Below are 21,951 nucleotides of genomic sequence, written 5' to 3' on the forward strand. Positions count from 1 at the left end.
CACACCCGGAACAGAACCGGAACGTCCCGGGTACAGCCTGAGGCTATGACTACTCGCACAGAGAACGACGCCGTCCCTGCGTCCCCGCCGCGGGCCACGCTGAAACAGTGGCTCGGCCTGATCATCATGGTGGTCCCGCTGTTCATGCTGGCCACTGATGTCACCGTGCTCTACCTGGCGATGCCGGCCATCTCAGCCGACCTGCTGCCGGCCGGCTCCCAGCAGCTGTGGATCCTGCATATCGGCGAGTTCCTCAGTGCGGCCACGATGATCACCTTCGGGCTGCTGGCGCGCAGGATCGGTGCCCGCCGACTGCTGCTGGGCGCCGTCGCCGCCTATGCCGTAGCCTCCCTGCTGGCCGCCTACGCGGTGAACCCGGAGATGCTCATCGGCGGCCGCGCCCTGCTGGGCATGGCCGCGGCGGCCTTCACCCCGGCGGGCATGATTCTGATCCGCCGATCCTTCCGGGACCCCAAGCAGTACAACATCGCCTTCGCCGCCTTTATGGCCGCCTTCACCGGAGGTGCTGCGGCCGGACCGCCCTTCGGCGGTCTCATCCTGGAGCATTTCTGGTGGGGCGCGGTCTTCCTGATCAACGTGCCCATCGCGGCCGTGCTGCTGATCGGCGGCCCTCTCCTGCTGGAGCGCAACAACGCAGACCGGAGCGTGAAGCTCGACGCCGCCTCCGTGGTCCTCTCCGTGGCCGCCATCCTCGCCCTGGTCTACGGGTTTCAGGAACTCTCCGCCGGCGAGTCCACCTGGCTGCCGCTGCTCTCCTCCAGTGTGGGAATCGGCCTGCTCATGCTGTTCATCCGCCGCCAGCGCACCGCCGAGCACCCGCTGCTGGACCTGGAGCTCTTCGGCAGCCGGACCATGCGGCTGATGCTGGTGGTGCTCTTCGTCGGTATCTTCAGCCTCACCGTGGCCGAGATGCTGCTGCCCCAATACATGCAGCTGGTCAGGGGCCTCAGTCCGCTGGAGACCGGCATGGTGCTGCTGACCCCCGCATTGGGCGGGACGGCCGGAACCATGCTGACTCCCCTGCTCGCCCAGGCCAAGCACAAAGGCCACGCCACAGCGGCCATGCTGGCGCTGTCCGCACTGCTGACCGCCGGGCTGATCCTGCTGCTGCCAGAGGCGAATCTGACCAGCCTGGTCATCGCCCTGACGCTGATCGCTCTGACGAGCTCGCCCTACCTGACCCTGGTCTCACAGATGCTGATCGGCGCTGCGTCGGAGGAGAAGACCGGATCCGCCTCCGCCCTCCAGGAGGTCACCGCCAGCCTGGGAATGGCCTCCTCGCTGGCCTTCCTGGGAGCCGGCGCACTGGCCTTCTACCGCTATATCCTCACGGCCCAGGCCAGCGGTGTCCCCGAGGACGCCGTGGAGACCGCCGGGGAGAGCCTGGGCGGCTCGGCCGCTGTGGCCGAGGGGCTCGGCGGGTCTGCCGGCCAGCGCTTGGCCGAGGCCGGCGAGATCGCCTTCACCGCAGTCACCCAGGCCGGCTACGGCGTGGGCGTGGTGGTCTTCCTGGGCCTGGCCGTGGTCTTCCTGGTCCTGCGCCGCCACGTGCAGCTGCACTAGGACGCGGCCGAGCCGGCTGCCGGCTGCAGCTCGGCAGGCAGCGCGTGCTCCCCCAGATAGCGCACCAGCGTGCGGCGGGCATCCTCCCGGTCCTCTGCGGAGAAGGCCGCAAGCACCTGCCGCGCATGATCGACGTCGCCGCGACGCTCGGCCAGCATGGCACCCACAGCCTCGCTGAGCGTGATGCAGTAGACGAAGGCGGTCCGCTGGGCCAGAGCGCGGGCCCGGGACAGCTGATCCTCGGCAGCATCCAGATCGTTACTGCGCAGGCTGGTCACCGACTGCACCAGCATCCAGAAGGCCGACTCACCATCCAGGCTGAGCTCGGCACACAGGGCAGTCGCCTCATCGGCCCTCTGCTGTGCTTCCTCCGTGCGCCCTTGGGCCTCCGCCCAGAGATGCTGGATCCCGAGCGCCTGGGTCAGCCCATAGACGTCCCCGTGGGCACGGAGGATCTGTTCGGCGTCGTGCCCCTCCGGCAGCCCAGCGGGTGGGATGCCCCAGAAATCCAGCAGGAACCAGTCCCGCTGGGTGCTGGCGAAGGCCGCACCGCGCAGGTCGCCGGCCTGCAGCAGGTGGGCGATGGACTCATCGGCCAACCGGCTGCCTTGGTCCCGATGCTCCAGGTCAGCGAACATCACCGAGGCCGCGAACCACTGGACCTGCATGCGCGCCAGCTGGCTCTCCTCATCCGGGGCGAAGCTCTCCAGGGCGGCCAGCACCTGTGTGACCTTCTGGCCCGGCCGGCGGTCAGCCACAGTCCGGGCCAGGACCAGCGTCTGAGCATAGGCCCGCCGCTGCTCCGGACTCTCGCCCTGGTATGGGCAGGCCAGCACGGCAGGAAGCTCCTCGAGCAGCGTATCCACCCGTCCGGTCATCCACCGGTACCAGAAGAGCGCGCGCACCAGCCCGACGCCGGCGGCCCCGTCCCCACGGTGCAGCGCCTCATCGATGGCATGGTTCAGATGAGGCCGGGCCTCATCCAGCCGTCTCACCCAGTCCCGGGCACGGGGCCCGAAGAGGTAGTGCTCGGCGCATTCCACCAGAGCCAGGTGGTAGTTCAGATGCCTGCCGGCCACCGCCTCCCGATCCCCTGAGACCGCCAGCTTCTCCGCAGCATAGGCCCCGACGGTCTCCAACAGCCGGTAGCGAAGCTCACCGTCGGCGCGCACCGTGGAGACCAGGCTGCGCTCCACCAGGGTGACCAGCGCCGGCAGCACCCGGCGCCGGGGCAGCTCGAGATCCGCGCAGATCTCCTCCACTGCGTCCAAGCGCCAGGAGACCGGGTGCACTGCCAGGCGGCGCAGCAGGATCTGTTCCTGCTCCTGGAGCAGAGACCAGCTCCAATCGAGCATCCCGCGCAGCGTCTGCTGCCGGCGGGGAGCGGCCCGGCCCGGACGCGCCAACAGATCCAGCCGGTCAGAGATCCTCTCCAGCAGCTGAGCCACCGAGAGGACATGGGTCTGGGCGGCGGCCAGCTCCAGGGCCAGCGGAAGCCCGTCCAGGCGGCGGCACAACTCGGCGGCCGAGCCTGCCGCCTCCGGATCGTCATCGATGGCCGCATCGACCGCGCGGGCCCGGGTCAGGAAGAACTCCACCGCCGGACTCTCGGTGTCCTGAGCAGTCAGCGGCGGCACGGTGAAGCGCTGCTCCTCCGGCAGGTTCAGGGGTTCGCGGCTGGTGGTCAGAATCCGCAGCTGAGGGGCTCGCCGCAGCAGCTGCGCGGTGAAGAATGCCACATCCTCGACGATATGTTCGCAGTTGTCCAGCACCAGCAGGGCGTCCCGGCCCTCCAGCGCCAGCACCAGACGCCGCAGGACATCCGAGCTCTCCTGCCACGGGGAGGTGAGGCCCAGGGCGGCCGCGGCCACGCCGATCAGCCGGCAGGAATCCTCTGCGCGGGCCTCCCCCACGGTGGAACCCTCGACCACCTCGGCGAGGTCCACGAACCACACCTCCGCACCGTTCTCCGCCTGCCCTTCGGCGGCACGCACGGCCAGCCGGGTCTTGCCCACGCCCCCGATCCCCAGCAGGGTCACCAGACGGTTCTCCGCCATCAGCTCAGAGACCTGCCGGACCTCGGCCGCGCGCCCCAGGAAGGGTGAGGGATAGGCAGGCAGGCGACTGCCTGCCTCGTCGGTGCCCTGCCCTTCCTGAACAGCCCCCGCCTGCGGCGAGCCGGCCTGTGCTGGTCCGGTCTGTGTTGGCCCCGCGGCGAGCTCGGGGTCCTGCCGGAGGATCTGCAGGTGCAGCCGCTGCAGCTCAGGGGTGGGATCTGCTCCGAACTCCTCCGCCAGATGTCCACGCAGCCGCTCATAGGCCGAGAGCGCCTCCGGCTGGCGGCGGGTCCGGTAGTAGGCCAGCAGCAGGGGCGCAGCCAGCCCTTCCCGGGTGGGCTGTTGGGTGAGCAGCGGGGCCGCCGAGGTCACGGCCTGCTCCGGCCGGCCGATCTCCACCAGCGCCTCCGCACAGAGCTCGACGCCACGCAGTCTGGTCTCCTCAAGATCAGCGATCTCGGCGCCGAGCCACAGCTCATCGGCGAACTCGGCGTAGGGTCCGCCCCGCCAGAGGTCCAGGACGTTCTGGAGCAGCTCGACTCGGTGGCCATCGGCAGGCAGTTCGGCGGCACGTCCGACGGCGGAGCGGAAGGCGGCGGCGTCGAAGGTCTGCTCCCCCAGGCTGAGCCGGTAGCCGCCGGAGGACCTGTTCAACAGCTTCCGCCCACCCGGGGCCGCCTGATCCAGCAGGGCGCGCAGCTGCGACAGCTTGGCCTGCAGCACCCGTGAGGGGTTTCCGGGGAGATCCTCGCCCCAGACTCGACTGATCAGTGTTTCAGCGGGGACAGCTTCCCCGGCGCTGGCGGACAGAGCAGCAAGCAGCGCCCGGACCTTGCGCTCCGGGACCTCCACGGCGTCGCCGCCTGCGGTGACCAGCCGGACCGGGCCCAGCACCTGTACCCGCATGCCGCCGCCAGCCACGCCGGATCAGGCGGAGCTGGCCTCAGTGCCTCCGGACTGGCGAGCACCGAGAGCCTCATCGAGCTTGAGCAGGCCGGGGCCGTCGTCATCGATCAGGCGGATCTTGCCGATCAGTTCGGAGACCGTGGCCTCCTCCTCCAGCTGCTCCTCGATGAACCAGTTCAGCAGCGGCAGGGCGTCGATGTCGCCCTCCTGCTGGGCCAGTCGATAGAGGTTGCGGATGGCTTCCGAGACCTTCTCCTCATGGGCCAGAGCAGCCTGGAACGCCTCCAGGACGCCGCCGGCCCGCACACTGACCGCCCCGATGGCCTGGACGCGTGGATGGGCGTCGCGGTCGGTCATATGGTCGATGAACCGATTGGCATGGACCACCTCTTCATCGGCCTGGGCACGGAACCAGGAGGCCATGCCCGGCAGATCGAGCATGTCCATCTCGATGCCGAGCTGACGGTAGACCAGGGACGCTTCCAGCTCCAGGGTGACCTGGGCGTTGAAAGCCTCCTCCAATGAGCCGGTGAGCTGTGCCATGAGGCGTCTCCTTCACGGGATGAGGTGTCGAGGGGACTTGGGATGCTTCTTCTCACCCTAGCCCCGCCGACGCCGCCTGGATAGGGTGAGAACACGCACGGCCCGGGCACCTTCCGGGCCGATTTCCGGGCAACTGATCAGAGAGCGAGCAAGCATGGAGTTCCGATACCTGGGCAACAGTGGACTGAAGATCTCATCGATCACCTACGGCAACTGGCTGACCCATGGCTCCCAGGTGGAGAACGACGTCGCCACCCGCTGTGTCCACGCCGCCCTCGAGGCCGGGATCACCACCTTCGACACCGCTGACGTCTACGCCAACACTGTGGCCGAGCAGGTCCTGGGCGACGCCCTGGCCGGCCAGCGCCGCGAGTCCCTGGAGATCTTCACCAAGGTCTATTTCCCCACCGGCCCCAAGGGCCCCAACGACACCGGGCTCTCCCGCAAACACATCATGGAGTCCATCAACGGCTCGCTGAAGCGGCTGGGCACCGACTATGTGGACCTCTACCAGGCTCACCGCTTCGACTATGAGACGCCGCTGGAGGAGACCATGCAGGCCTTCGCCGATGTGGTGAGGCAGGGCAAGGCCCTCTACATCGGCGTCTCCGAGTGGACCGCAGACCAGATCCGCGCCGGCCATGCGCTGGCCCAGGATCTGGGGATACAGCTGATCTCCAATCAGCCGCAGTACAACATGCTCTGGCGGGTGATCGAACCTGAGGTGGTGCCCACCTCTGAGGAGCTGGGAGTCAGCCAGATCGTCTGGTCGCCCATCGCTCAGGGCGTGCTGACCGGCAAGTACCTGCCGGGCCAACCGCTGCCGGAGGGGTCCCGCGCCACCGATGAAGAGGCCGGAAAGTTCATCCAGCGGTATATGGACGACGAGCTGCTCACCGCCGTCCAGAAGCTCAAGCCCATCGCAGAGGATCACAACCTCACCCTGGCCCAGCTGGCCATCGCGTGGGTGCTGCAGAACCCCAACGTCGCCTCCGCTCTGGTGGGGGCGTCCCGCCCCGAGCAGATCGCCTCCAACGTGGCCGCCGCCGGGGTCACACTGGACAGCTCCACGATGTCTGCCATCGATGCGGTGATCAGTCATCTGGCCCAGGACGACCCCGCGCTGACGACGTCTCCGGAGCAGCGACTGACCTGAGATACGTCACAATCGTTATGAAACTGTGCCCCTGCTCCCGTAGAATCGAGCGCAGTTCCGAGATTCCGAGATGACAGAGGGCAGACGCGTGACCAGCGCCAGCGATGACCTGCGGGGCACCGCATCCTTGGGCGTGCGCGCCCGTACGACCCTCTGCGCCGCGGTGCTCGCCGGGGGCCTGGTCGCTGTGGGCACAGGGCCCGCCAGCGCCGCCACCGAACAGGCTCCCGAGGAGTCGCCCACCCCCACCACGGCGATCGATGCCGGGCAGCAGGACGACGCTGACCAGGAGGACGGCACGGACGAAGACTCCGAGGAGACTGACGCCGAGCAGGGCGGCTCTGAGCCCAGCGAAATCGAGCAGAACGAAACCGGGCAGAGCACCAGCTCGGCGAGTCCGACCACCAGCTCCGCCCCGACGGTATCCCAGGAGCCCACCCCTTCTGATCCTGCGCAGGAAGGTTCCACGCAGGAAGATCCCGGGCAGGAGACACAGGAGCCGGACACACCGGAATCCCCGAGCGCGCCGGAGACTCCCGGCGATCTGAACGACCCACAGGACGACGAGCCGAGCCCGGAACCTTCTCCCGCCCCGGATGAGGACTTCAACGCCGAGGACGAGCCCTCGGACCCCGGCGCCCCTGAGGCGCCGGAGAGTCCTGAGCAGGCACCGCAGGATCCAGCATCCGGCCCGGACGATGACGAAACCTCGACGCTGAACTGCAGCTCCACCACGGTGCCGGCCGGCGGCACCGGCAGCGTGCAGGTCGGCGGCGCCAGCGCACTGCAGATCAGCAATGGCGCGACCGGCGTCTACGGCGGAACTGCTGAGATCTCCGGGACCTCCGTCGTCTACCACGCCTCCGCCGGCGGAACCGGCACCGATACCTTCGTGGTCGAGGATGCCGCGGCCGGCGACAGCTGCACCGTCTCCTTCACTGTGATCGGCAGTTCCGACGCCGACGGCGCTGCCAACCCGGGTGCCGGGTCGTCACCGGGTTCCGACTACAGCCTGCCCGGCACCCCCTCCAGCACAGCGGAGTCCCCGGCCGGCACCTCGACGCCATCAGCCACATCGGAGAACTCCCCGACCCTGCCGGGCTACACCATCCCCGGCAGCCCGAGTACAGAGGGCGACTCCCCGCAGGACTCCTCCTCGCAGGAGGCTGCTCAGGATGAGGGCTCTGAAGCTGACGAGGAAGAGACCGAGGACGAGGACGAGGAGAACCTCGCCGAGACAGGGATGGACTCGGCCAACACTCTCAGCGCCCTTCTGCTGGTACTGGGAGCAGTGCTCTCCGGCATCGCCGCCCTGATGGTCGCCCGCCGTCGCGCCTGATCAGAAGACGTTCGGCGCAGGCTTCCTCGCAGACGGCAGCGCACTGCTGCGGCGCCACTGCGCCAGCTCCTCGCTCACGGTGAAGTCCTCGGGCATCTGGTGGCCCAGGTCTTCGATCATCTCGGCGATCTCCTCATTGCTGACGGGGCCCTGCTTGCCGACCAGCCGGCCGGCCACCACGGCACGCACGTAGATCTCCCCGTCGACCACAGCGCGATGCTCGATGTAGAAGCAGCGGTCGTCCATACCGATCAGCCGGGTGTGGATCTCGAACTTGGTCATGAAGGTGACCGAACGGCGGAACGTGATCTGCTCGGCCTGGACCACCGGGTGCCAGCCGCGTTCCTTGGCGCCCTTCCACATGCCCGATCGCGCCATCAGGTCATAGCGGCCCAGATCGAAGAGCGAGAAGTACTGCCCGTTGTTGATATGCATCAGGATGTCGATATCAGTGGGCAGCGCCCGCAGAGTGATGACATTCGTCTCCCACGGGGTCATCCTGGAGCGCCGACGGGCCTTGAGCAGTATCAGCAGAGTGCGGAATATCACATGCATAGGCCCAGCCTATACACATTCGCTACTCTTCAGTAACCTCCCCGGCAGCCTGTCCTTCCTGCGCAGAGGCATCTTCGGAGTCCGCACCAGGAGTGGGTGCCGGGCGCAGCACGTAGCCGGCCCCGCGGACGGTGTGGATCATGCGCGGCATATCGGCCTCGAGCTTCTTGCGCACATAGCTGATGTAGAGCTCAACGATGTTGGCCTGGCCCGCGAACTCGTACTCCCAGACCTGTTGGAGAATCTCCGATTTGGAGAGCACTGTGCGGGCGTGGCGCATCAGCAGGCGCAGCAGACGGAACTCCGTGTCCGAGAGGTCGATGTCCTTCCCAGCGCGGCGGACCGTCCGCGCGGCGGTGTCCAACACCAGGTCACCGACCTCCAGGCGTTCGCCCTCACGGCGCTCAGGCAGGCGCCCGGTCAGGAAGTGCAGGCGCCGGAGGGACTCATCGACGTCGATGGTCCCGACCATGTGGTCATCGACCGGGCGGCAGAGTCCGAAGATCTCGTCCAGGCCTGCGTCGGCGTCGAACCAGATCAGTGCCGCGGAGTGCTCACGGAGCCGGTGGAACTCTTCGACGATGTCATCCAACTGAGGGATGCGCCGACTGGCCCGGGCATCGACCACCAGGATCTCGGGGTCATCCTCCTCCGCGCTCTTAGAGGCGATCTCCCGGTTGGGAGCGTGGAGGACTTTGACGTCCAGCCCGCGCAGCCGCTGGGTCAGCTCAGAGACAGCAGGGGACGGACCGCCCAGGATGAGCACCGGAGAGGAGACGTGCAGGGACACAGGTGCGCCGCTTTCGCCCAGCGCCCCGCCTGCCGCTTGAATACTCACGTTGAGCCTCCCTCCTGATCTATCCTGCCGCATCCGGCGCCGGATCACAGGAACAACACAGCTTTCAGAGTATTCCAGAAGGGGCAGGATCGCCCAGTCGACCTGTCACGAGCCTCTCCTGCCTACTTCAGCGTGAGCATCTTCCAGATGAAGTACCCCGAGCTCAGCATCAGCATCCCGACCCCTACGAGGGTGAGGGCGGCAGTCTCTGCTCCCGTGATCGCGGGTAGAGCCATCCCCAGAGTGGTCATCGCCAGGGAGGCGGTGGTCCACACCATCAGCTGGGCACCGTTGCGATACTGACGCTGGACGTTGCGTTCATTGAGCTCACGCGGATAGTTGTAGATCCGCGGATACCTGGCCAGGACTGCGCAGCCGAGGGTGCCGACCAGCAGTCCGAGGACAGGCCAGATCATCGTCGCCGGGGAGCCATAGGTGACGTCACCGCTGAACCCCCACCGCACGGGAACCTCCTCCGACATGGAGGGGATCTGCAGCAGCGTGTAGACGCTCACCAGCACTGCGACAGCCACGGAGGACGCGAGCAGTCCACGGTGGAAGGGATCCATCCGCACTGCAGGCTGGGGGCGCGACTTCGCCGTAGGGTAGACCAGCGTGCCGTGGTCGTCACGGAACGGCTTCCCGGTCCGCATAGCCTCAGTCCAACTGGTCTCCACCTCTGGATCGCGCCCCTCGAACTCCCGGCCCAGACCTTGCGACTTCTCCCCCATGCCTGCTGTCCTTCCTGTGCGCCCGAGCCTTCTTGGACACCACCCTGCCAGATCCTGGCAGCCCTTCGCCGATGGGTGGGCATGGAGCGTCACCACCCCGGATCACCCCGCCCACTTCCCGCAGATCGCCGAATTCAGCCCGAAACGAGGAAAAGCCCGGGGCGATCAGCACCGCGACGCCGAGACCTCGCCCTTCAGTCCGCCGCCGAGGTCAGCGACTCCAGCAGGTCTCGGCGCAGCCCGAGGTAATCCTCGCTGCATTCCACTCCCTCACGGTCGCGGGGCCTGCCGAAGGGCAGCCGGATGTCCTGCTGGACCCGGGCCTCCGGACCGTGGGAGAGCACCAGGATACGGTCGGAGAGCATGAGCGCCTCGTCGACGTCGTGGGTCACCAGGACGAAGGTGCGCTTCTCCTGCTCCGAGAGGTGGAGAAGCTGCTGCTGCAGGGAGTGGCGGGTCAGCGCATCCAAAGCACCCAGCGGTTCATCCAGCAGAAGAACGTCGGGCTCCAGAGCGAAAGCCCGGGCGATGCCCACTCGCTGCTGCATACCGCCGGAGAGCTGACCGGGCTTCTTTTCCGCCGCTTCGGTGAGGTGGACCAGGTCCAACCACTTCTCAGCCAACTCCTCCGTCTGCGCGACACTGCGGCCGGAGCTCCCATCGGCGGTGAGGGCGAAGATGACGTTCTGCTTGGCAGTCAGCCAAGGCAGCAGCACATGCTGCTGGAAGACGACGCCGAGCCGCCGGCTGGGCCCGGCGATAGGTCGCCCCTCCAGGGAGACGCTGCCGGTGTCGGGCTGCTCCAAGCCTGCCAGCATCTTGAGCAGCGTGGATTTCCCCGAACCCGAAGGCCCGATGATGGTGACGAACTCCCCCTCCTCCACGGAGAAGGAGATCTCCCCCAGCACTGGCTGGAAGCCGCGCCTGCGGTGGGAGAACCCCTTGGTGACGGCGTCAATGGTCAGCTGTTCGGTCATGATGTGTCCTCTTATGCCTCAGGCATTGGGGGTCAGGCGGTGCAGCTGGGCGATGGACCTGTCCAGGACGAACCCGACGACGCCGATGATCAGGATGGCCACCACGATGCTGTTGACGTTCATCGCGTTCCACTCAATCCAGACGAATGTTCCCATCCCCCGACTGCCGACGATCATCTCCGCCGCCACGATCACCAGCCAGGCGGTGGAGAGTGCAGTCCGCAGACCGGTCACGACGCCGGGCAGCGCAGCCGGCAGCAGCACCTTCAGCGTCCGATTGGCCCAGGTGGCTTCCAGCGACCGGGCCAGGTCCAGATAGAGCGGGTTGACCCGCCGGACCCCGTCGATGGTGTTGATCAGGATCAGCCACAGTGAGGCCATGAAGATCACGAAGACCGCAGTCCATTCGGCGTCGCGCAGCACGGCCAGGCCGATGGGCAGCCAGGCCAATGGGGAGACAGGGCGCAGCACTTGGATGAAGGGGTCCAGGGAGTCGTTGATGACCCGACTGGTGCCCAGCAGCACGCCCAGCGGAATGGCGATCAGCGCGGCCAGGCCAAAGCCCAGCAGCACCCGTTGCAGAGAGGCCAGCAGGTGGAAGAAGATACCCACCTCATTGGGCGGATTGTGCACGAAGGCGGTGGAGAGCACCTCCACGAGGCGGTCCCAGCTGGCCGCCGGAGTGGGCGCCAGCCCACCGTCGTCGAATCCCGCAGTGACCAGCTGCCACAGCCCCAAGAAGACGACAGCGAAGGCAAGGAGAAGCCCCGCGGTCTTCAGCCGGTAGCCGGCTCGCTCCTTCGCGGCGCGTTGTTGAAGCACCTGCGGTGTCGATATGGTCACTGGGTCACCTGCTCATTCCACTCTGCGGGGTTCTGCGGGTCAAAGGTCTCACCCAGGACGGTCTCCGCGGCCCGTTCCTCAGTCACGCCGCCCAGCTCTTCGAGCACCTCGTGGGCGGCCTCCGCGTCGAAGACCGCTTCGACGGCGGCGGAGTAGTCCTCCGCGGTGCTGAAGCTCTGATCCCCGGTCAGGCCCCAGCGCTGCATGGCATCCACCATCCAGACGCCGTAGGACTCATGCGGGTAGGGCTGGAAGCCGATGCGGTCCGGCACCGAGCGCTGCTGACCGGTGCCGTCGGGGAACTCACCGGTCAGTACGGCGGTCAGCACCGGCTCGGGAAGTCCCAGATAAGCCGGCTGGGCCATCAGAGAGGCGGTGTCGGCCCGGTGGTCCGGGTCATCGATGTAGAGGGCGGAGTCCCCGATCGCGCGCAGCAGGGCGGTGTAGGTGTTCGGGTTGGCCGCCGCGAAATCATCGGCCACGGCGAAGCTGCAGCAGGGATGATCCCCCCAGAGGTCCTTGGTGAGGGTATGGATGAACCCGGCACCTTCGGCCACGGCCCGCTGGTTGAACTGGTCCGGCAGGCAGAAGGCATCGATCTGGCCCACGGAGAGCGCGGTGACCATATCCGCCGGGCGCATGATGCGCAGGTCCACGTCCTCATCCGGGTTCAGCCCGCCGGAAGCCAGATAGTCCCGGGACAGCAGGTTGTGCACCGAGTAGTCGAAGGGCAGCCCCAGGCGCAGCCCGGCGAAGTCTTCGGGTCCCTCCACTTGGCCCTGCAGCTCCTGGGAGACGCTGATGCCGTTGCCGTTGATGTTGGTGACATAGGGCAGCCGGGTGTCGCGCTGGCCGTCGGCGAATCCGTGATGGATGGCCAACGGCATAGGCGCCAGGAACTGCGTAGCGTCCAGCTCACCGGCAACATAGGCGATCCACAGCTCCGCCCAGCCGGTGAACCGGCGCAGCGTGACGTTGAGCCCGTAGTGCTCGTAGATGCGCAACGCCGCGGCGTTGACGATCGGTGAGGAGCAGGTGATCGGCACGAAGCCGATGGTGATGTCACGCTGCTCCAGACCGTCGGGCGCCGGCAGCGCGGGCTCGAACTCGGGCGCGTGCACGGCGGAGCTGCTCCCCGCCCGCCCACAGGCGGCCAACAGGGCGGCGGCCGACGCGCCGGCACCCAGACCGACCAAACGGCGTCGTGTCAGCGCGCGGACCGAGGGCACGGCCGCAGCCGAACTCCTGTGCATGACAGCGCCTACTTCCCCTCGGCCAGCTCCCAGCGCAGCTGTGCCTCCGAGGGCGACTGCACGGGGATGAAGGTGGCCTCGCGGAAGCGGCGGTTGGGGGCCGAGTCGGCGATGAAGCCCTTGCCGCCGGCAGTCTTGACTTCCAGCGTGGCCAGGGCGACGGCCAGCCGACCGGCCTCCAGGCGCAGGGCCAGCACGTCGCGGCGACCCGGCGGCTCCTCACCCGCCACGCGTACGGCGAAGTCGGCCAGCTGCTCCTTGGCCGCGCCGAGGTCATGACCGAGCTGCATGAAGTCTTCCTCGAAGACTTCATTGAGCCCGGGCAGATTGGCGCGCGCCTGACGGAAGCTCTCCGTGGCCAGGCCCAGGCAGAAGCTGGACTGCAGCACCGCGAAGGTGGGCCGGCAGCGGCCCATGAACTCGTCGAAGTCCTCGGTCAGGATCTGCTGGGACTCCAGGCGCAGGCCCTCGACCTTCACAGAGGTGGAGGTGGTCCCCTGCAGGGCCAACAGATTCAGGTCTCGACCGACCTCCACGCCCTCATCGGAGATCCGGAAGGCGAGGATGAGCTTCTTGCGCTCCCCCGCGGCGTCGAGGTCATCGGCGGGCCCGTAGGCGGCCGAGAGCACGACGGCATCGGGGTACAGGTTGGACGCCCAGGGCAGGCGCCCGGAGAGGGTGAGCCCGCCGTCTTCAGCCCGGTCCACGGTGAGATCCAGCGATCCGGCCCCGGCGTAGGTCTTGAAGGCAGAGGCCATTCCGGAGACGCCGGGGACCTCACCGGTGCGCAGCTGAGCCAACAGCCCCTCGGCGTACTCGCCGCCGGCGGCCGCCAGGTACTCGATGCTCATCCGGTGACCCCACAAGGCGAAGGCGGTGGAGAGCGAACGCTCCGCCAGCGCCTCCACCACAGCGGCCTGGCGCAGCAGCTCACCGCCTGTGTTCGCCGGAGCGCCCAGATCGATCAGACCCGCGGCGGCCAACGCCGGGAAAACCTCACGCGGATGGGCTTCCCCGGCATCTACGGCCGCGGCGGCCGCGCTGACCCGGGTCAGCAGCTCATGCGGGATCCCGGCCTCAACCAGCGGGTTCTCAGCCGCGGTGACGCTCATCCGCCCACGGCCAGGGTGGACTCGTAGCTGGCCGGACGGGTGAAGGTGTTCAGCACCGGGGACCACTTGAGTGCGGAATCGGTGATCTCCTGCAGTGTGGCCTGATCGGCGTCGCCGTCGAGGTTCACGTTGATGCGCAGGTGGGACACACCCAGGCGCTTGTCCTCGTCGAGGTCGCCCACACCCCAGGTGGCGGAGATGTCGATGTCGCCCTCCACGTCCACCTCGATCTTCGAGAGCGTGACGCCGCGCTTGGTGGCGTTGGCCATCAGGCCCACGGAGATGCAGGAGCCCACAGCCCCCAGGGCGATCTCAGTGGGGTTGGGAGCCTCGTCGTCGCCGAGCAGCTTGTGAGGCTCGGAGATCAGGAAGGGCTGGTGATCCCGGACGTAGTTCTGGTTGCGGAAGCCTGACTCGCAGACGGTCTTGGCCTTGACGACCTTGTGGCCGTGCTCGGGCTTCTCGATGTTCTTGGCAGCGAGATTCTCGAGACCCTCGGCGTCGATACCGCCGAGCGAGGCGTTCTCAGTAGACATACCGGTGCTTCTCCTCCGTGTCAGGCGGCCCGCAGGTCCACCGTTCGACATGCTTATGCGTCACTGATGCTACGTCGTGACCAGAGGGAAGGCACCAGGTCCAGACACAAAGCGAAACACGCCGGCTGCGTCGTCAGGAGAAGCTGAGGAGTCTGCCCGGAACCGGGACGAAGTAGTGGTCGATCAGCTCCTCGTCCGCCTCCTCCAGCGTGGCCGGCTGCCACTGCGGGTCACGATCCTTGTCCACCAGCTGCGCCCTGATCCCCTCACGGAAGTCGTGCGAGCGCAGCGCGTGGACTCCGATGGTGTACTCCTGCATCAGGGCGCCTTCCAGACTCAGCTCAGCGGCACCGCGGATGGAACGCAGGGCCAGCTTCAGCGAGGTCGGCGACTTCGTCCGCAGCGTGTCCGCAGCCTCAGCAGCCGCAGGGATGTCAGCACCGAACTCGTCCAGACGAGCCAGGATCTGTTCGAAAGTGACGCCGGAATAGGCCTGCTCGATCCAGGGAGCGGCCTCAGCCAAGGCCGACTGCTCGGGCTCCACCACAAAACGCGGCAGAGCCTGCTCCACCGGTTCCTCAGAGAGCACCTGAATCAGCTCGTCCATCGATTCGGAAGCGATCTGCGCATCAGCAAGGCCCAGGGCGCGCGCATCGGCAGCATCGAGATGAGCCCCGGTCAGCCCGGCGTGCAGGCCGAGATTCTGCGGGGCACGGGCGAGCAGATAGCTCCCGCCGACGTCCGGGGCGAATCCGATGGTGGTCTCCGGCATTCCGGCACGGGTCCGCTCGGTGACCAGACGGTGGGAACCATGCGCGGAGATGCCGATGCCCCCGCCCAGGACCAGTCCATCCATCAGGGCGATATAGGGCTTGGGGTAGGCGGCGATATAGCGATTCATCGCGTACTCCACGGAGAAGAACCGCTCGCCGGCGAAGTCAGCCTGATAGGCCGGGGTGCCCTCAGGCAGCAGAGCCCCTCCATCCTGAGGCTGCTTCTCCACCATGTCGTGATAGACCCCGACGACGTCACCTCCAGCACAGAGTCCGCGGTCCCCCGCCCCTCGGACGAGGACCTGCAGGACGTCGTCGTCCTCAGCCCACTCCTGAAGTTGGATCAGGACCGACTCACACATCAGCTCCGTCAGCGAGTTGACAGCCTTGGGCCGGTTCAGCGTGATGATCCCCAAGCGGCCGCGGTGTTCGAAGGCCACATCGCCTGCGAAAGTCTCTTTTCCCATGCCAGAGACGTTACCTCTCGCACGGTCTCCTCGGTAGCGTTCACACGCCGCCCTCGATCGCCGCCGGTGATCAGGGAACCCTGTCGGCGTGTTCTCTCAGGCCCCCAGGGGGTTGCTCAGGCGTTCCAGAGACCGTAGGAGTCGGCGAGGGAAGCGATCTTGCGGGCTCGGGTCAGACGCGGCAGATAGGAGCCGTCGCCGATGGAGGCACCGGACTCGTGCGCCTCGATGAGCTCGCGAGCCCACTTCAGCTCGTCCTCCGAGGGGCTGAGCCCCTGGTTCACAGCTTCGACCTGAGCACGGTTCAGCGAGAGTTTGCCGGTCATACCCATAGATGCGGTGACCTCGCAGGCCTCCGCAGTGGCGGCGTCGTCGGCATCCGCCGGAGTGGGGCCGTCGATGGCACCGGGCAGACCACCCACGCGGGAGGCGATGACCAGTCGGGAACGGGCATAGGCCAAAGCCATGGGATCCGCCGAGACACCCACGTCCTTACGGAAGTCGTTGGTGCCGAAGGCAAGACGGAACGTGCCCGGGGCCGAGGCGATCTGCGTGGCGTTCTCCACGCCCAGAGCTGACTCCACCAGAGCGATGACCGGGGTGCCGGCTTTCAGACGCATCGCTGTGTAGGTCACCTGGTCCGGCCGCTCGGTCTCAGCGAGCATGACGCCGCGCAGACCGTCAGCCTTCGACAGGGCGGCGACGTCGTCCTCCCAGTGCTCCGAGGTGGTGGGACTGATGCGCACCCAAGCCGTCATACCGCCGTTCAGCGCCTCCATGACAGAGTCCCGGGCACGGGCCTTCTGGTCATCCGGGACGGAAGCCTCGAGGTCGAAGATCACCGAGTCCGCCTCACTGGCCAGACTCGGGGCGAAGTCCCCTTCCTTGGCGGCGTTGATCAGCAGCCAGGAGCGGGAAAGCTTGGCAGGGAGTGCGGCGGCGCGACGGTTCCGAATCGGCATAGACACAGCCTATCGTCCGCGGCCGCTATGTTTCCGATTCAGACGTGTTGAGAAGGGCACAGGCGCTGACCCCGCACTTTCCGGACGGTTGACCGCAGCCGAGCTGCGATTCGTCCTGGCGAGCCGCAGCTCGTATTCTGGAACGATGAGTTCCCGCCCCCTCCGACTCACCGGCGCGGCCGCGGCTCTGACACTCATCCTGACTGGCTGCGGCTGGGGTGACGAGGATCAGACCGAGAACGACAGCCCGGCCAACACCATTCCGCAGCCTGAGTTCGAGGACGACGACACCATCCGACTGCCGGTGGCCATGGTGACTCCCGACGGACATTCCGAAGGCGCGCCACTCGGTGACGATGGGACGCTCGAAGGCACAGAGGCTCCAGGCGCCCCGGTGGACGAAGAAGGCAACGAGCTCTTCGAAGCCGATCCGGACAAGACCCACCAGATCGAAGTCGCGCGGACAGACCAGTTCGGCTGCGAGGATACCGCCAGCGTGATCCGAACGGTCCCCGTGGTGACCGACGATCCCGCCCAGGCGGCACTGGAATACCTGATCAATGACCCGCTTTATTATCACGGCGACCCAGCGTTCATCAATGCTCTCGCCGCCTCGGCGGACTTTGCTGTGGACTCCGTGGAGACCGACGGCGAGACCGTCACCGTAGAGCTCAGCGGAGACCCCGCGCCCCGCAGCGGTTGCGAATCCTGGCAGGTCCTGGCTCAGGTGGAGACCACCGCCCGCATGGCCACCGGCGCCGAGGTCAGCGAGGTGCTGCTCAACGGCGCTCCCCTGGCCGAAGAGCTCGACCTCCCTCCGATGGATGCCCCGCTGGAGATCCACGAGGTCACTCACCACTGAACGCGCGCATATCGCTATCGGTATAGACGCCGAAGCCGCCCGGCTCCCGCGGGCTGTCTGCCGCGGAGGGTTCTCATCAATTCGAGAAGAAAGTCCTTTCTGAGGGTTCCGCTCCTGCAATTCCCGTGATAGTTTCGTGATTGTCACTGTACGGAGCGAGCCTGCTGGAAGGAGGGGCACCATGAAGTTCACATCCATGAAGACCGCGGAGAATATGATCCTGCGGACTGTAGGCGCCGCCACTGCGGACCGACCCCTCTTCACCGGTCGCTTCCATCTCTCTGTCGCCGCCCACTGAGCCGCACAGACACAGGACTCTCCTCGGCATCTGAGCCTCCGCCTCACCGCGCCCTCGCGCTCTGACCTGCCTCACCGCATCCACCCATGACCTTCTGAAGGTCAGCCGGACCGGAGAGCTCTGGGCCATGGCAGAGAATCCTCAGCAGCCGATCCTTCTTCCGTCCGTCACACGGAATGCATCAACCTAGATAACCCATTCTTTTGCGGGTCATAACCCTATTTCGTCCTGCCATTTTTCGACATTCATGAGGACACGTATGTCTATCAGCAGTCACCCTGTTCCCGCCTCAGCCGTGTACCGGCTCGTCGTCACCCTGGGCACGTCGCTGGTGGAATGGGCGCAGACCCGCGCCGAGCGCTCAGAGCTCCGTGCACAGCAGCGCAGGGAGCGCGCCCTCCTGACGCGCGAACACCGCCTGGCGGCCGAACGGCGTCGCGAGGAGGTTCTGCTGGAGCATGCCCAGTGGACGCACCTGTTCTGAGCGGCTGAGCCTCAGTCCAGGAGTAGTCCCGGCTGCTCCAGGACTGAGGCGACGTCGGAGATGAATCGACCCGCATGCTCGCCGTCGATCAGACGGTGGTCGAAGGAGCCGCCGATGGTCATGATGTCCCGAGGCACGATCTGCCCGTCCACCACCCAGGGCTTCTTCTGGACCCGCCCCAGGGCCACGATCGAGGCCTGGCCCGGGGGCAGGATGGGCGTCCCCCCGTCCAGCCCCAGGCTGCCGACGTTGGTGATGGAGATGGTTCCGCCCTGCATCTCGGCCGGAGTGGTCCGCCCGTCGCGGGCGTCGACGGTCAGCTGGGTGATCGCCGCTGCCAGCCCGCGGGTGTTGAAGGTGTGTGCCTCGTGGATGACCGGCACCACCAGACCACGGGGCGTGGCGGCGGCGATGCCGAGGTTCACATAGTTCTTCAGCGTGTAGTGGGTGTCATGCCAGGAGGCGTTGACCTGGGGGTTCCGCCGTGCGGCCCAGATGATCGCCTTGGCGGCGAAGAGCATCGGGGACACGCTCAGCCCTTCGAAGGAGGGGTCCTTCTTCAGCGCTTCGCGCAGCTCCATAGTCCGGGTGACGTCCACCTCTTTGAAGACCGAGACATGCGGCACATTGGCCGCCATATGGGAGACGTTGGCGGCTGTGGCCTTGCGGACCCCCCGGACCTGGATCTTCTCCTCCCGCGGACCCTCATAGAGCAGTCCCTGCTCGGCCGGAGCCGGAGGCCGCGGCGAGGCGGTCACCGGCAGGCTGCGAGCAGGAGCTCCTCCGGCAGAGCGCCGAGCCTTCTTCTCCTCAGCCTGGCGTTCGACGTCGTCGCGGGTGATCTTGCCGTTGCCGCCGGATCCGACCAGCTCCCAGACCGCGACGCCGAGTCGCTTGGCCAGCGCCCGCACCGGCGGGCTCGCCTTGGAGACGATGTCAGCGATATCCGGAGCCGATGAGCTGGTTCCCCCGCCCTCCAGCGGAAGCACGGGGTCCGGCAGGCCCAGGTCGGAGACGTCCACCGACTCCGGCTCAGCATGGCGGGTCCTGGGGCGGCGCACGGCCGCGTCGGCCTTCGGCCCCGAGCCGACCAAGGCGTCGCCCTCGGCGTCGGCGGGCTTCTCTCCTGCGGCCTTGGCGGCGCTCCTCTGCTGCTGACCCTTCTTCTCCGAGGCCTTCCGCTGACCCTTCTGCGGCTTCTGCTCCTTCGGCTCCGGCTGAGCCTGCTCAGCCTCGGCAGCTGGGACCTGGGATGCCGAGTCTTGCGCCGCAGACACCTCGCCCTCGGCGGCGATGCGGATCAGCGGGCTTCCGACCTCGATGGTCTCGCCCTCGGGCACCACCAGCTCCTCGACGGTGCCGGCGAAGGGAATCGGAAGCTCCACCAGCGACTTGGCGGTCTCGATCTCCACCACGATGTCGTTGACGCCCACGGTATCCCCGACGGCGACCCGCCAGGCGACGATCTCGGCCTCTGTGAGGCCCTCGCCGACGTCGGGAAGGTTGAAGGTCTCAGCCATGGTGGACTCTCCTCGGATAGGTGGTGAGCGGACTCAGTAGCTGAAGCTGCGGTCGACGGCTTCGAGCATGCGGTCGATGTCCGGCAGGTAGCGGTGCTCCTGCTTCGACGGCGGATACGGCATGTGGAAGCCGCCCACCCGCAGCACCGGCGAACGCAGCCGGCCATGGGCCTTCTCTGCGACCCGGGCTGCGACCTCTGCGCCGAATCCGCCGAAGGTGGGTGCCTCATGGGCGACCACGAGCCGACTGGTCTTCGCCGCCGAACGGGCGATCGTCTCATCGTCCAGGGGGCTGATGGATCGGATGTCGACGACCTCGATGCTGCGACCGTCCTGGGAGGCGGCCTCAGCAGCGGCCAGAGCCACCGGGACCAAGGGGCCGTAGCAGGCGATGGTGGCATCGGTCCCCTCGCGGACCACCTGGGCGCTGAAGGCGTCCGGGGCCGGGTTCTGCCGATCCACCGGGCCCTTGAGCCAATAGCGCCGCTTAGGTTCGAGGATGATCACCGGGTCCTCGCAGACGATGGCCTGACGGGTCATCCAATAGGCGTCATGCGGGTTGGACGGGGTCACGATCCGCAGTCCGGCGGTGTGGGCGAACAGCGCCTCCGGGGACTCCGAATGATGCTCGATGGACCCGATGGACCCGCCATAGGGCAGCCGGATGGTCACCGGCACGGTGATGGCGCCGTTGGACCGGTTGTGCATCTTGGCCAGCTGAGTCGTGATCTGGTTGAAGCCGGGGAAGACGAATCCGTCGAACTGGATCTCAGCGACCGGCCGGTAGCCGCGCATGGCCATCCCGATGCTGGTGCCCACGATCCCGGATTCGGCCAGCGGCGAATCGATCACGCGGTCGGTGCCGAAGCGGGCCTGCAGCCCGTCGGTCACCCGGAAGACCCCTCCGAGAGCTCCGATGTCCTCCCCGATCAGGAGAGTCTTCTCATCGGCGGTGAGCTCATCGTGCAGGGCGGCGTTGATGGCCTTGGCCAGCACCATCTCCTCAGGCTGCTGTGCCTGCTGCTCTGTGCTCAGCTCAGCGCTCATGCCTTATCCCCGTCCTCGGCGAAGCCCGCCTCATAGTCCTTCAGCCAGGCCTTCTCCACCTCGACCTGCCGGTGCGGTTCGGCATAGACGGTGTCGAAGACCTCCTCCAACGGCTGCGCCTGGATGGCCAGTGTGGCCCGGCGCAGCTCGGCGGCGAGATCCGCGGCCTCCTCGTCCACCTGGTCGTAGAAGCTCTCGCCCGCGGTCTCGTGGGCGGTCAGCCAGTTCCGGTATCGATCCACCGGATCCTGGGCCTTCCACCGCTCCACCTCATCGGCGCTGCGGTACTTGGTGGGGTCATCGGCGGTGGTGTGAGCGCCGATCCGATAGGTCACCGACTCGATCAGCTTGGGGCCCTGGCCTGCGCGGATCTGCTCAGCCATATGGGCGGCCACGGCGTAGCTTCCCAGCACGTCGTTGCCGTCCACCCGCACGCCCTCGAAGCCGTAGCCGCCGGCGCGGGCGGCCAGCGGAGCCTTGGACTGGGTGGAGCTGGGCACAGAGATGGCCCAGTGGTTGTTCTGGATGAAGTAGAGCATGGGCAGCCCGTAGGAGCCGGCGAAGACCATGGATTCGTGGACATCACCCTGGCTGGAGGCGCCGTCACCCAGGCAGGCCAGGACGATCTCATCCTCCTGGCGACCGCGAGGCACCGATCCGGTGCGCTGGTCCTGGGCGATGCCCATGGCCCAGCCGGCCGCATGCAGAGTCTGTGCACCGAGGACCACCGTGTACAGGTGGAAGTTGTACTTCTCGGGGGTCCAGCCGGCGTGGGCCACCGCGCGGAACTGAGTGATCAGCTCCACCGGTGTGATGCCCCGGTAGAGCGCCATCGCGTGCTCGCGGTAGGTGGGGAAGACCATGTCGCTGCGCTTCAGCGCGGCGATCGTGCCGACCTGGGCACCCTCCTGACCCAGGGCGGGGACCCAGAGGGCGAGCTGTCCCTGCCGCTGCAGGGACGTAGCTTCGGCGTCGAGACGACGCTCCAGGGCCATGTTCCGGTAGAGGCTGCGGAGGTCGTCGTCGCTGAGCGCGGCGATGTAGGGGCTGTAGGTCTCGTCCTCGACGAGGTTCCCCTCGGGCGCGAGTAGCTGTATGGGCTGCACAG

20 protein-coding genes are annotated in these 21,951 nt (G+C 67.2%); 5 read left to right on the top strand and 15 right to left on the bottom strand.

Annotated features, from left to right (window positions below; genetic code table 11):
* Positions 1-45: 45 nt before the first annotated feature.
* On the top strand, positions 46-1,584 hold the full coding sequence (locus tag JOF45_RS09395) for an MFS transporter (protein ID WP_210049283.1): 1,539 nt from the start codon (positions 46-48) through the stop codon (positions 1,582-1,584).
* Here JOF45_RS09395 and JOF45_RS09400 read toward each other — a convergent pair.
* On the bottom strand, positions 1,581-4,547 hold the full coding sequence (locus JOF45_RS09400; protein WP_210049285.1) for an AfsR/SARP family transcriptional regulator: 2,967 nt from the start codon (positions 4,545-4,547) through the stop codon (positions 1,581-1,583). The genes JOF45_RS09395 and JOF45_RS09400 overlap by 4 nt on opposite strands.
* A 21-nt stretch (positions 4,548-4,568) precedes the next feature.
* Complete coding sequence (locus JOF45_RS09405; RefSeq protein WP_210049287.1) at positions 4,569-5,090, bottom strand: ferritin; 522 nt, start codon at positions 5,088-5,090, stop codon at positions 4,569-4,571.
* A 154-nt stretch (positions 5,091-5,244) separates the two neighbouring features.
* Here JOF45_RS09405 and JOF45_RS09410 point away from each other — a divergent pair, with 154 nt between their 5' ends.
* Together JOF45_RS09410 and JOF45_RS09415 are read left to right on the top strand one after the other, a co-directional pair.
* Positions 5,245-6,246 (top strand): aldo/keto reductase family protein, encoded by a 1,002-nt coding sequence (locus tag JOF45_RS09410; protein ID WP_210049289.1) that lies wholly within the window; start codon positions 5,245-5,247, stop codon positions 6,244-6,246.
* Positions 6,247-6,334: 88 nt separating this feature from the next.
* Entirely contained in the window at positions 6,335-7,585 is a 1,251-nt protein-coding gene (locus JOF45_RS09415; RefSeq protein ID WP_210049291.1) for a hypothetical protein, read from the top strand.
* Here JOF45_RS09415 and JOF45_RS09420 read toward each other — a convergent pair whose 3' ends face one another.
* The 10 genes from JOF45_RS09420 to JOF45_RS09465 form a co-directional block, all read right to left on the bottom strand.
* Complete coding sequence (locus JOF45_RS09420) at positions 7,586-8,140, bottom strand: acyl-CoA thioesterase (protein WP_210049293.1); 555 nt, start codon at positions 8,138-8,140, stop codon at positions 7,586-7,588.
* Positions 8,141-8,162: 22 nt separating this feature from the next.
* Positions 8,163-8,978, bottom strand: coding sequence for a winged helix-turn-helix transcriptional regulator (locus tag JOF45_RS13635; RefSeq protein WP_210049295.1), 816 nt, complete (start codon positions 8,976-8,978; stop codon positions 8,163-8,165).
* A 122-nt stretch (positions 8,979-9,100) separates the two neighbouring features.
* The gene (locus tag JOF45_RS09430) at positions 9,101-9,709 is read right to left on the bottom strand and encodes a DUF1648 domain-containing protein (RefSeq protein WP_210049297.1); all 609 of its coding nucleotides are present in this window, start codon (positions 9,707-9,709) and stop codon (positions 9,101-9,103) included.
* A 194-nt stretch (positions 9,710-9,903) separates the two neighbouring features.
* Positions 9,904-10,686: an ABC transporter ATP-binding protein gene (locus JOF45_RS09435; protein WP_210049298.1), complete on the bottom strand. Its 783-nt coding sequence runs from the start codon at positions 10,684-10,686 to the stop codon at positions 9,904-9,906.
* Between the two features lie 18 nt (positions 10,687-10,704).
* A complete protein-coding gene (locus JOF45_RS09440; protein ID WP_210049299.1) occupies positions 10,705-11,529 on the bottom strand; it encodes an ABC transporter permease in 825 nt (274 codons plus the stop codon).
* Positions 11,526-12,782: a CmpA/NrtA family ABC transporter substrate-binding protein gene (locus tag JOF45_RS09445; RefSeq protein WP_210049300.1), complete on the bottom strand. Its 1,257-nt coding sequence runs from the start codon at positions 12,780-12,782 to the stop codon at positions 11,526-11,528. The genes JOF45_RS09440 and JOF45_RS09445 overlap by 4 nt, the downstream gene beginning before the upstream one ends.
* A gap of 8 nt (positions 12,783-12,790) precedes the next feature.
* Entirely contained in the window at positions 12,791-13,894 is a 1,104-nt protein-coding gene (locus JOF45_RS09450) for an acyl-CoA dehydrogenase family protein (protein WP_210049301.1), read from the bottom strand.
* Positions 13,891-14,430, bottom strand: coding sequence for an OsmC family protein (locus tag JOF45_RS09455; protein WP_210049302.1), 540 nt, complete (start codon positions 14,428-14,430; stop codon positions 13,891-13,893). The genes JOF45_RS09450 and JOF45_RS09455 overlap by 4 nt, the downstream gene beginning before the upstream one ends.
* A 133-nt stretch (positions 14,431-14,563) precedes the next feature.
* Entirely contained in the window at positions 14,564-15,670 is a 1,107-nt protein-coding gene (locus JOF45_RS09460) for an enoyl-CoA hydratase/isomerase family protein (protein ID WP_210049303.1), read from the bottom strand.
* A gap of 116 nt (positions 15,671-15,786) precedes the next feature.
* Positions 15,787-16,632, bottom strand: coding sequence for an HpcH/HpaI aldolase/citrate lyase family protein (locus JOF45_RS09465; protein WP_210049305.1), 846 nt, complete (start codon positions 16,630-16,632; stop codon positions 15,787-15,789).
* Positions 16,633-16,777: 145 nt separating this feature from the next.
* On the opposite strand from JOF45_RS09465, the gene JOF45_RS09470 reads away from it, so the two are divergent.
* The gene (locus tag JOF45_RS09470; protein WP_210049307.1) at positions 16,778-17,494 is read left to right on the top strand and encodes a GerMN domain-containing protein; all 717 of its coding nucleotides are present in this window, start codon (positions 16,778-16,780) and stop codon (positions 17,492-17,494) included.
* Between the two features lie 557 nt (positions 17,495-18,051).
* Positions 18,052-18,276, top strand: a complete 225-nt coding sequence (locus JOF45_RS09475; RefSeq protein ID WP_210049309.1) for a hypothetical protein — start codon at positions 18,052-18,054, stop codon at positions 18,274-18,276.
* Between the two features lie 11 nt (positions 18,277-18,287).
* Here the strand turns inward: JOF45_RS09475 and JOF45_RS09480 are convergent, their stop codons facing one another.
* Genes JOF45_RS09480 through JOF45_RS09490 form a run of 3 tightly spaced genes read right to left on the bottom strand, consistent with a single transcriptional unit; the run spans position 18,288 to position 21,949 of the window.
* Positions 18,288-19,796 (bottom strand): dihydrolipoamide acetyltransferase family protein, encoded by a 1,509-nt coding sequence (locus tag JOF45_RS09480; protein WP_210049310.1) that lies wholly within the window; start codon positions 19,794-19,796, stop codon positions 18,288-18,290.
* Positions 19,797-19,829: 33 nt separating this feature from the next.
* Positions 19,830-20,843, bottom strand: a complete 1,014-nt coding sequence (locus JOF45_RS09485; RefSeq protein WP_245324195.1) for an alpha-ketoacid dehydrogenase subunit beta — start codon at positions 20,841-20,843, stop codon at positions 19,830-19,832.
* Positions 20,840-21,949: a thiamine pyrophosphate-dependent enzyme gene (locus tag JOF45_RS09490; protein ID WP_210049313.1), complete on the bottom strand. Its 1,110-nt coding sequence runs from the start codon at positions 21,947-21,949 to the stop codon at positions 20,840-20,842. Before JOF45_RS09490 ends, JOF45_RS09485 begins: the two co-directional genes overlap by 4 nt.
* Positions 21,950-21,951: the final 2 nt, after the last annotated feature.

Source organism: Nesterenkonia lacusekhoensis, from assembly GCF_017876395.1.
GTDB lineage: Bacteria > Actinomycetota > Actinomycetes > Actinomycetales > Micrococcaceae > Nesterenkonia > Nesterenkonia lacusekhoensis.

Coding starts and splice junctions, on each gene's coding strand:
- JOF45_RS09400 (WP_210049285.1), bottom strand. CDS start 4,547: ATGCGGGTACAGGTGCTGGGCCCGGTCCGGCTGGTCACCGCAGGCGGC.
- JOF45_RS09465 (WP_210049305.1), bottom strand. CDS start 16,632: ATGCCGATTCGGAACCGTCGCGCCGCCGCACTCCCTGCCAAGCTTTCC.
- JOF45_RS09395 (WP_210049283.1), top strand. CDS start 46: ATGACTACTCGCACAGAGAACGACGCCGTCCCTGCGTCCCCGCCGCGG.
- JOF45_RS09475 (WP_210049309.1), top strand. CDS start 18,052: ATGTCTATCAGCAGTCACCCTGTTCCCGCCTCAGCCGTGTACCGGCTC.
- JOF45_RS09480 (WP_210049310.1), bottom strand. CDS start 19,796: ATGGCTGAGACCTTCAACCTTCCCGACGTCGGCGAGGGCCTCACAGAG.
- JOF45_RS09450 (WP_210049301.1), bottom strand. CDS start 13,894: ATGAGCGTCACCGCGGCTGAGAACCCGCTGGTTGAGGCCGGGATCCCG.
- JOF45_RS09470 (WP_210049307.1), top strand. CDS start 16,778: ATGAGTTCCCGCCCCCTCCGACTCACCGGCGCGGCCGCGGCTCTGACA.
- JOF45_RS09410 (WP_210049289.1), top strand. CDS start 5,245: ATGGAGTTCCGATACCTGGGCAACAGTGGACTGAAGATCTCATCGATC.
- JOF45_RS09485 (WP_245324195.1), bottom strand. CDS start 20,843: ATGAGCGCTGAGCTGAGCACAGAGCAGCAGGCACAGCAGCCTGAGGAG.
- JOF45_RS09445 (WP_210049300.1), bottom strand. CDS start 12,782: ATGCACAGGAGTTCGGCTGCGGCCGTGCCCTCGGTCCGCGCGCTGACA.
- JOF45_RS09455 (WP_210049302.1), bottom strand. CDS start 14,430: ATGTCTACTGAGAACGCCTCGCTCGGCGGTATCGACGCCGAGGGTCTC.
- JOF45_RS09405 (WP_210049287.1), bottom strand. CDS start 5,090: ATGGCACAGCTCACCGGCTCATTGGAGGAGGCTTTCAACGCCCAGGTC.
- JOF45_RS09420 (WP_210049293.1), bottom strand. CDS start 8,140: ATGCATGTGATATTCCGCACTCTGCTGATACTGCTCAAGGCCCGTCGG.
- JOF45_RS09435 (WP_210049298.1), bottom strand. CDS start 10,686: ATGACCGAACAGCTGACCATTGACGCCGTCACCAAGGGGTTCTCCCAC.
- JOF45_RS09430 (WP_210049297.1), bottom strand. CDS start 9,709: ATGGGGGAGAAGTCGCAAGGTCTGGGCCGGGAGTTCGAGGGGCGCGAT.
- JOF45_RS09460 (WP_210049303.1), bottom strand. CDS start 15,670: ATGGGAAAAGAGACTTTCGCAGGCGATGTGGCCTTCGAACACCGCGGC.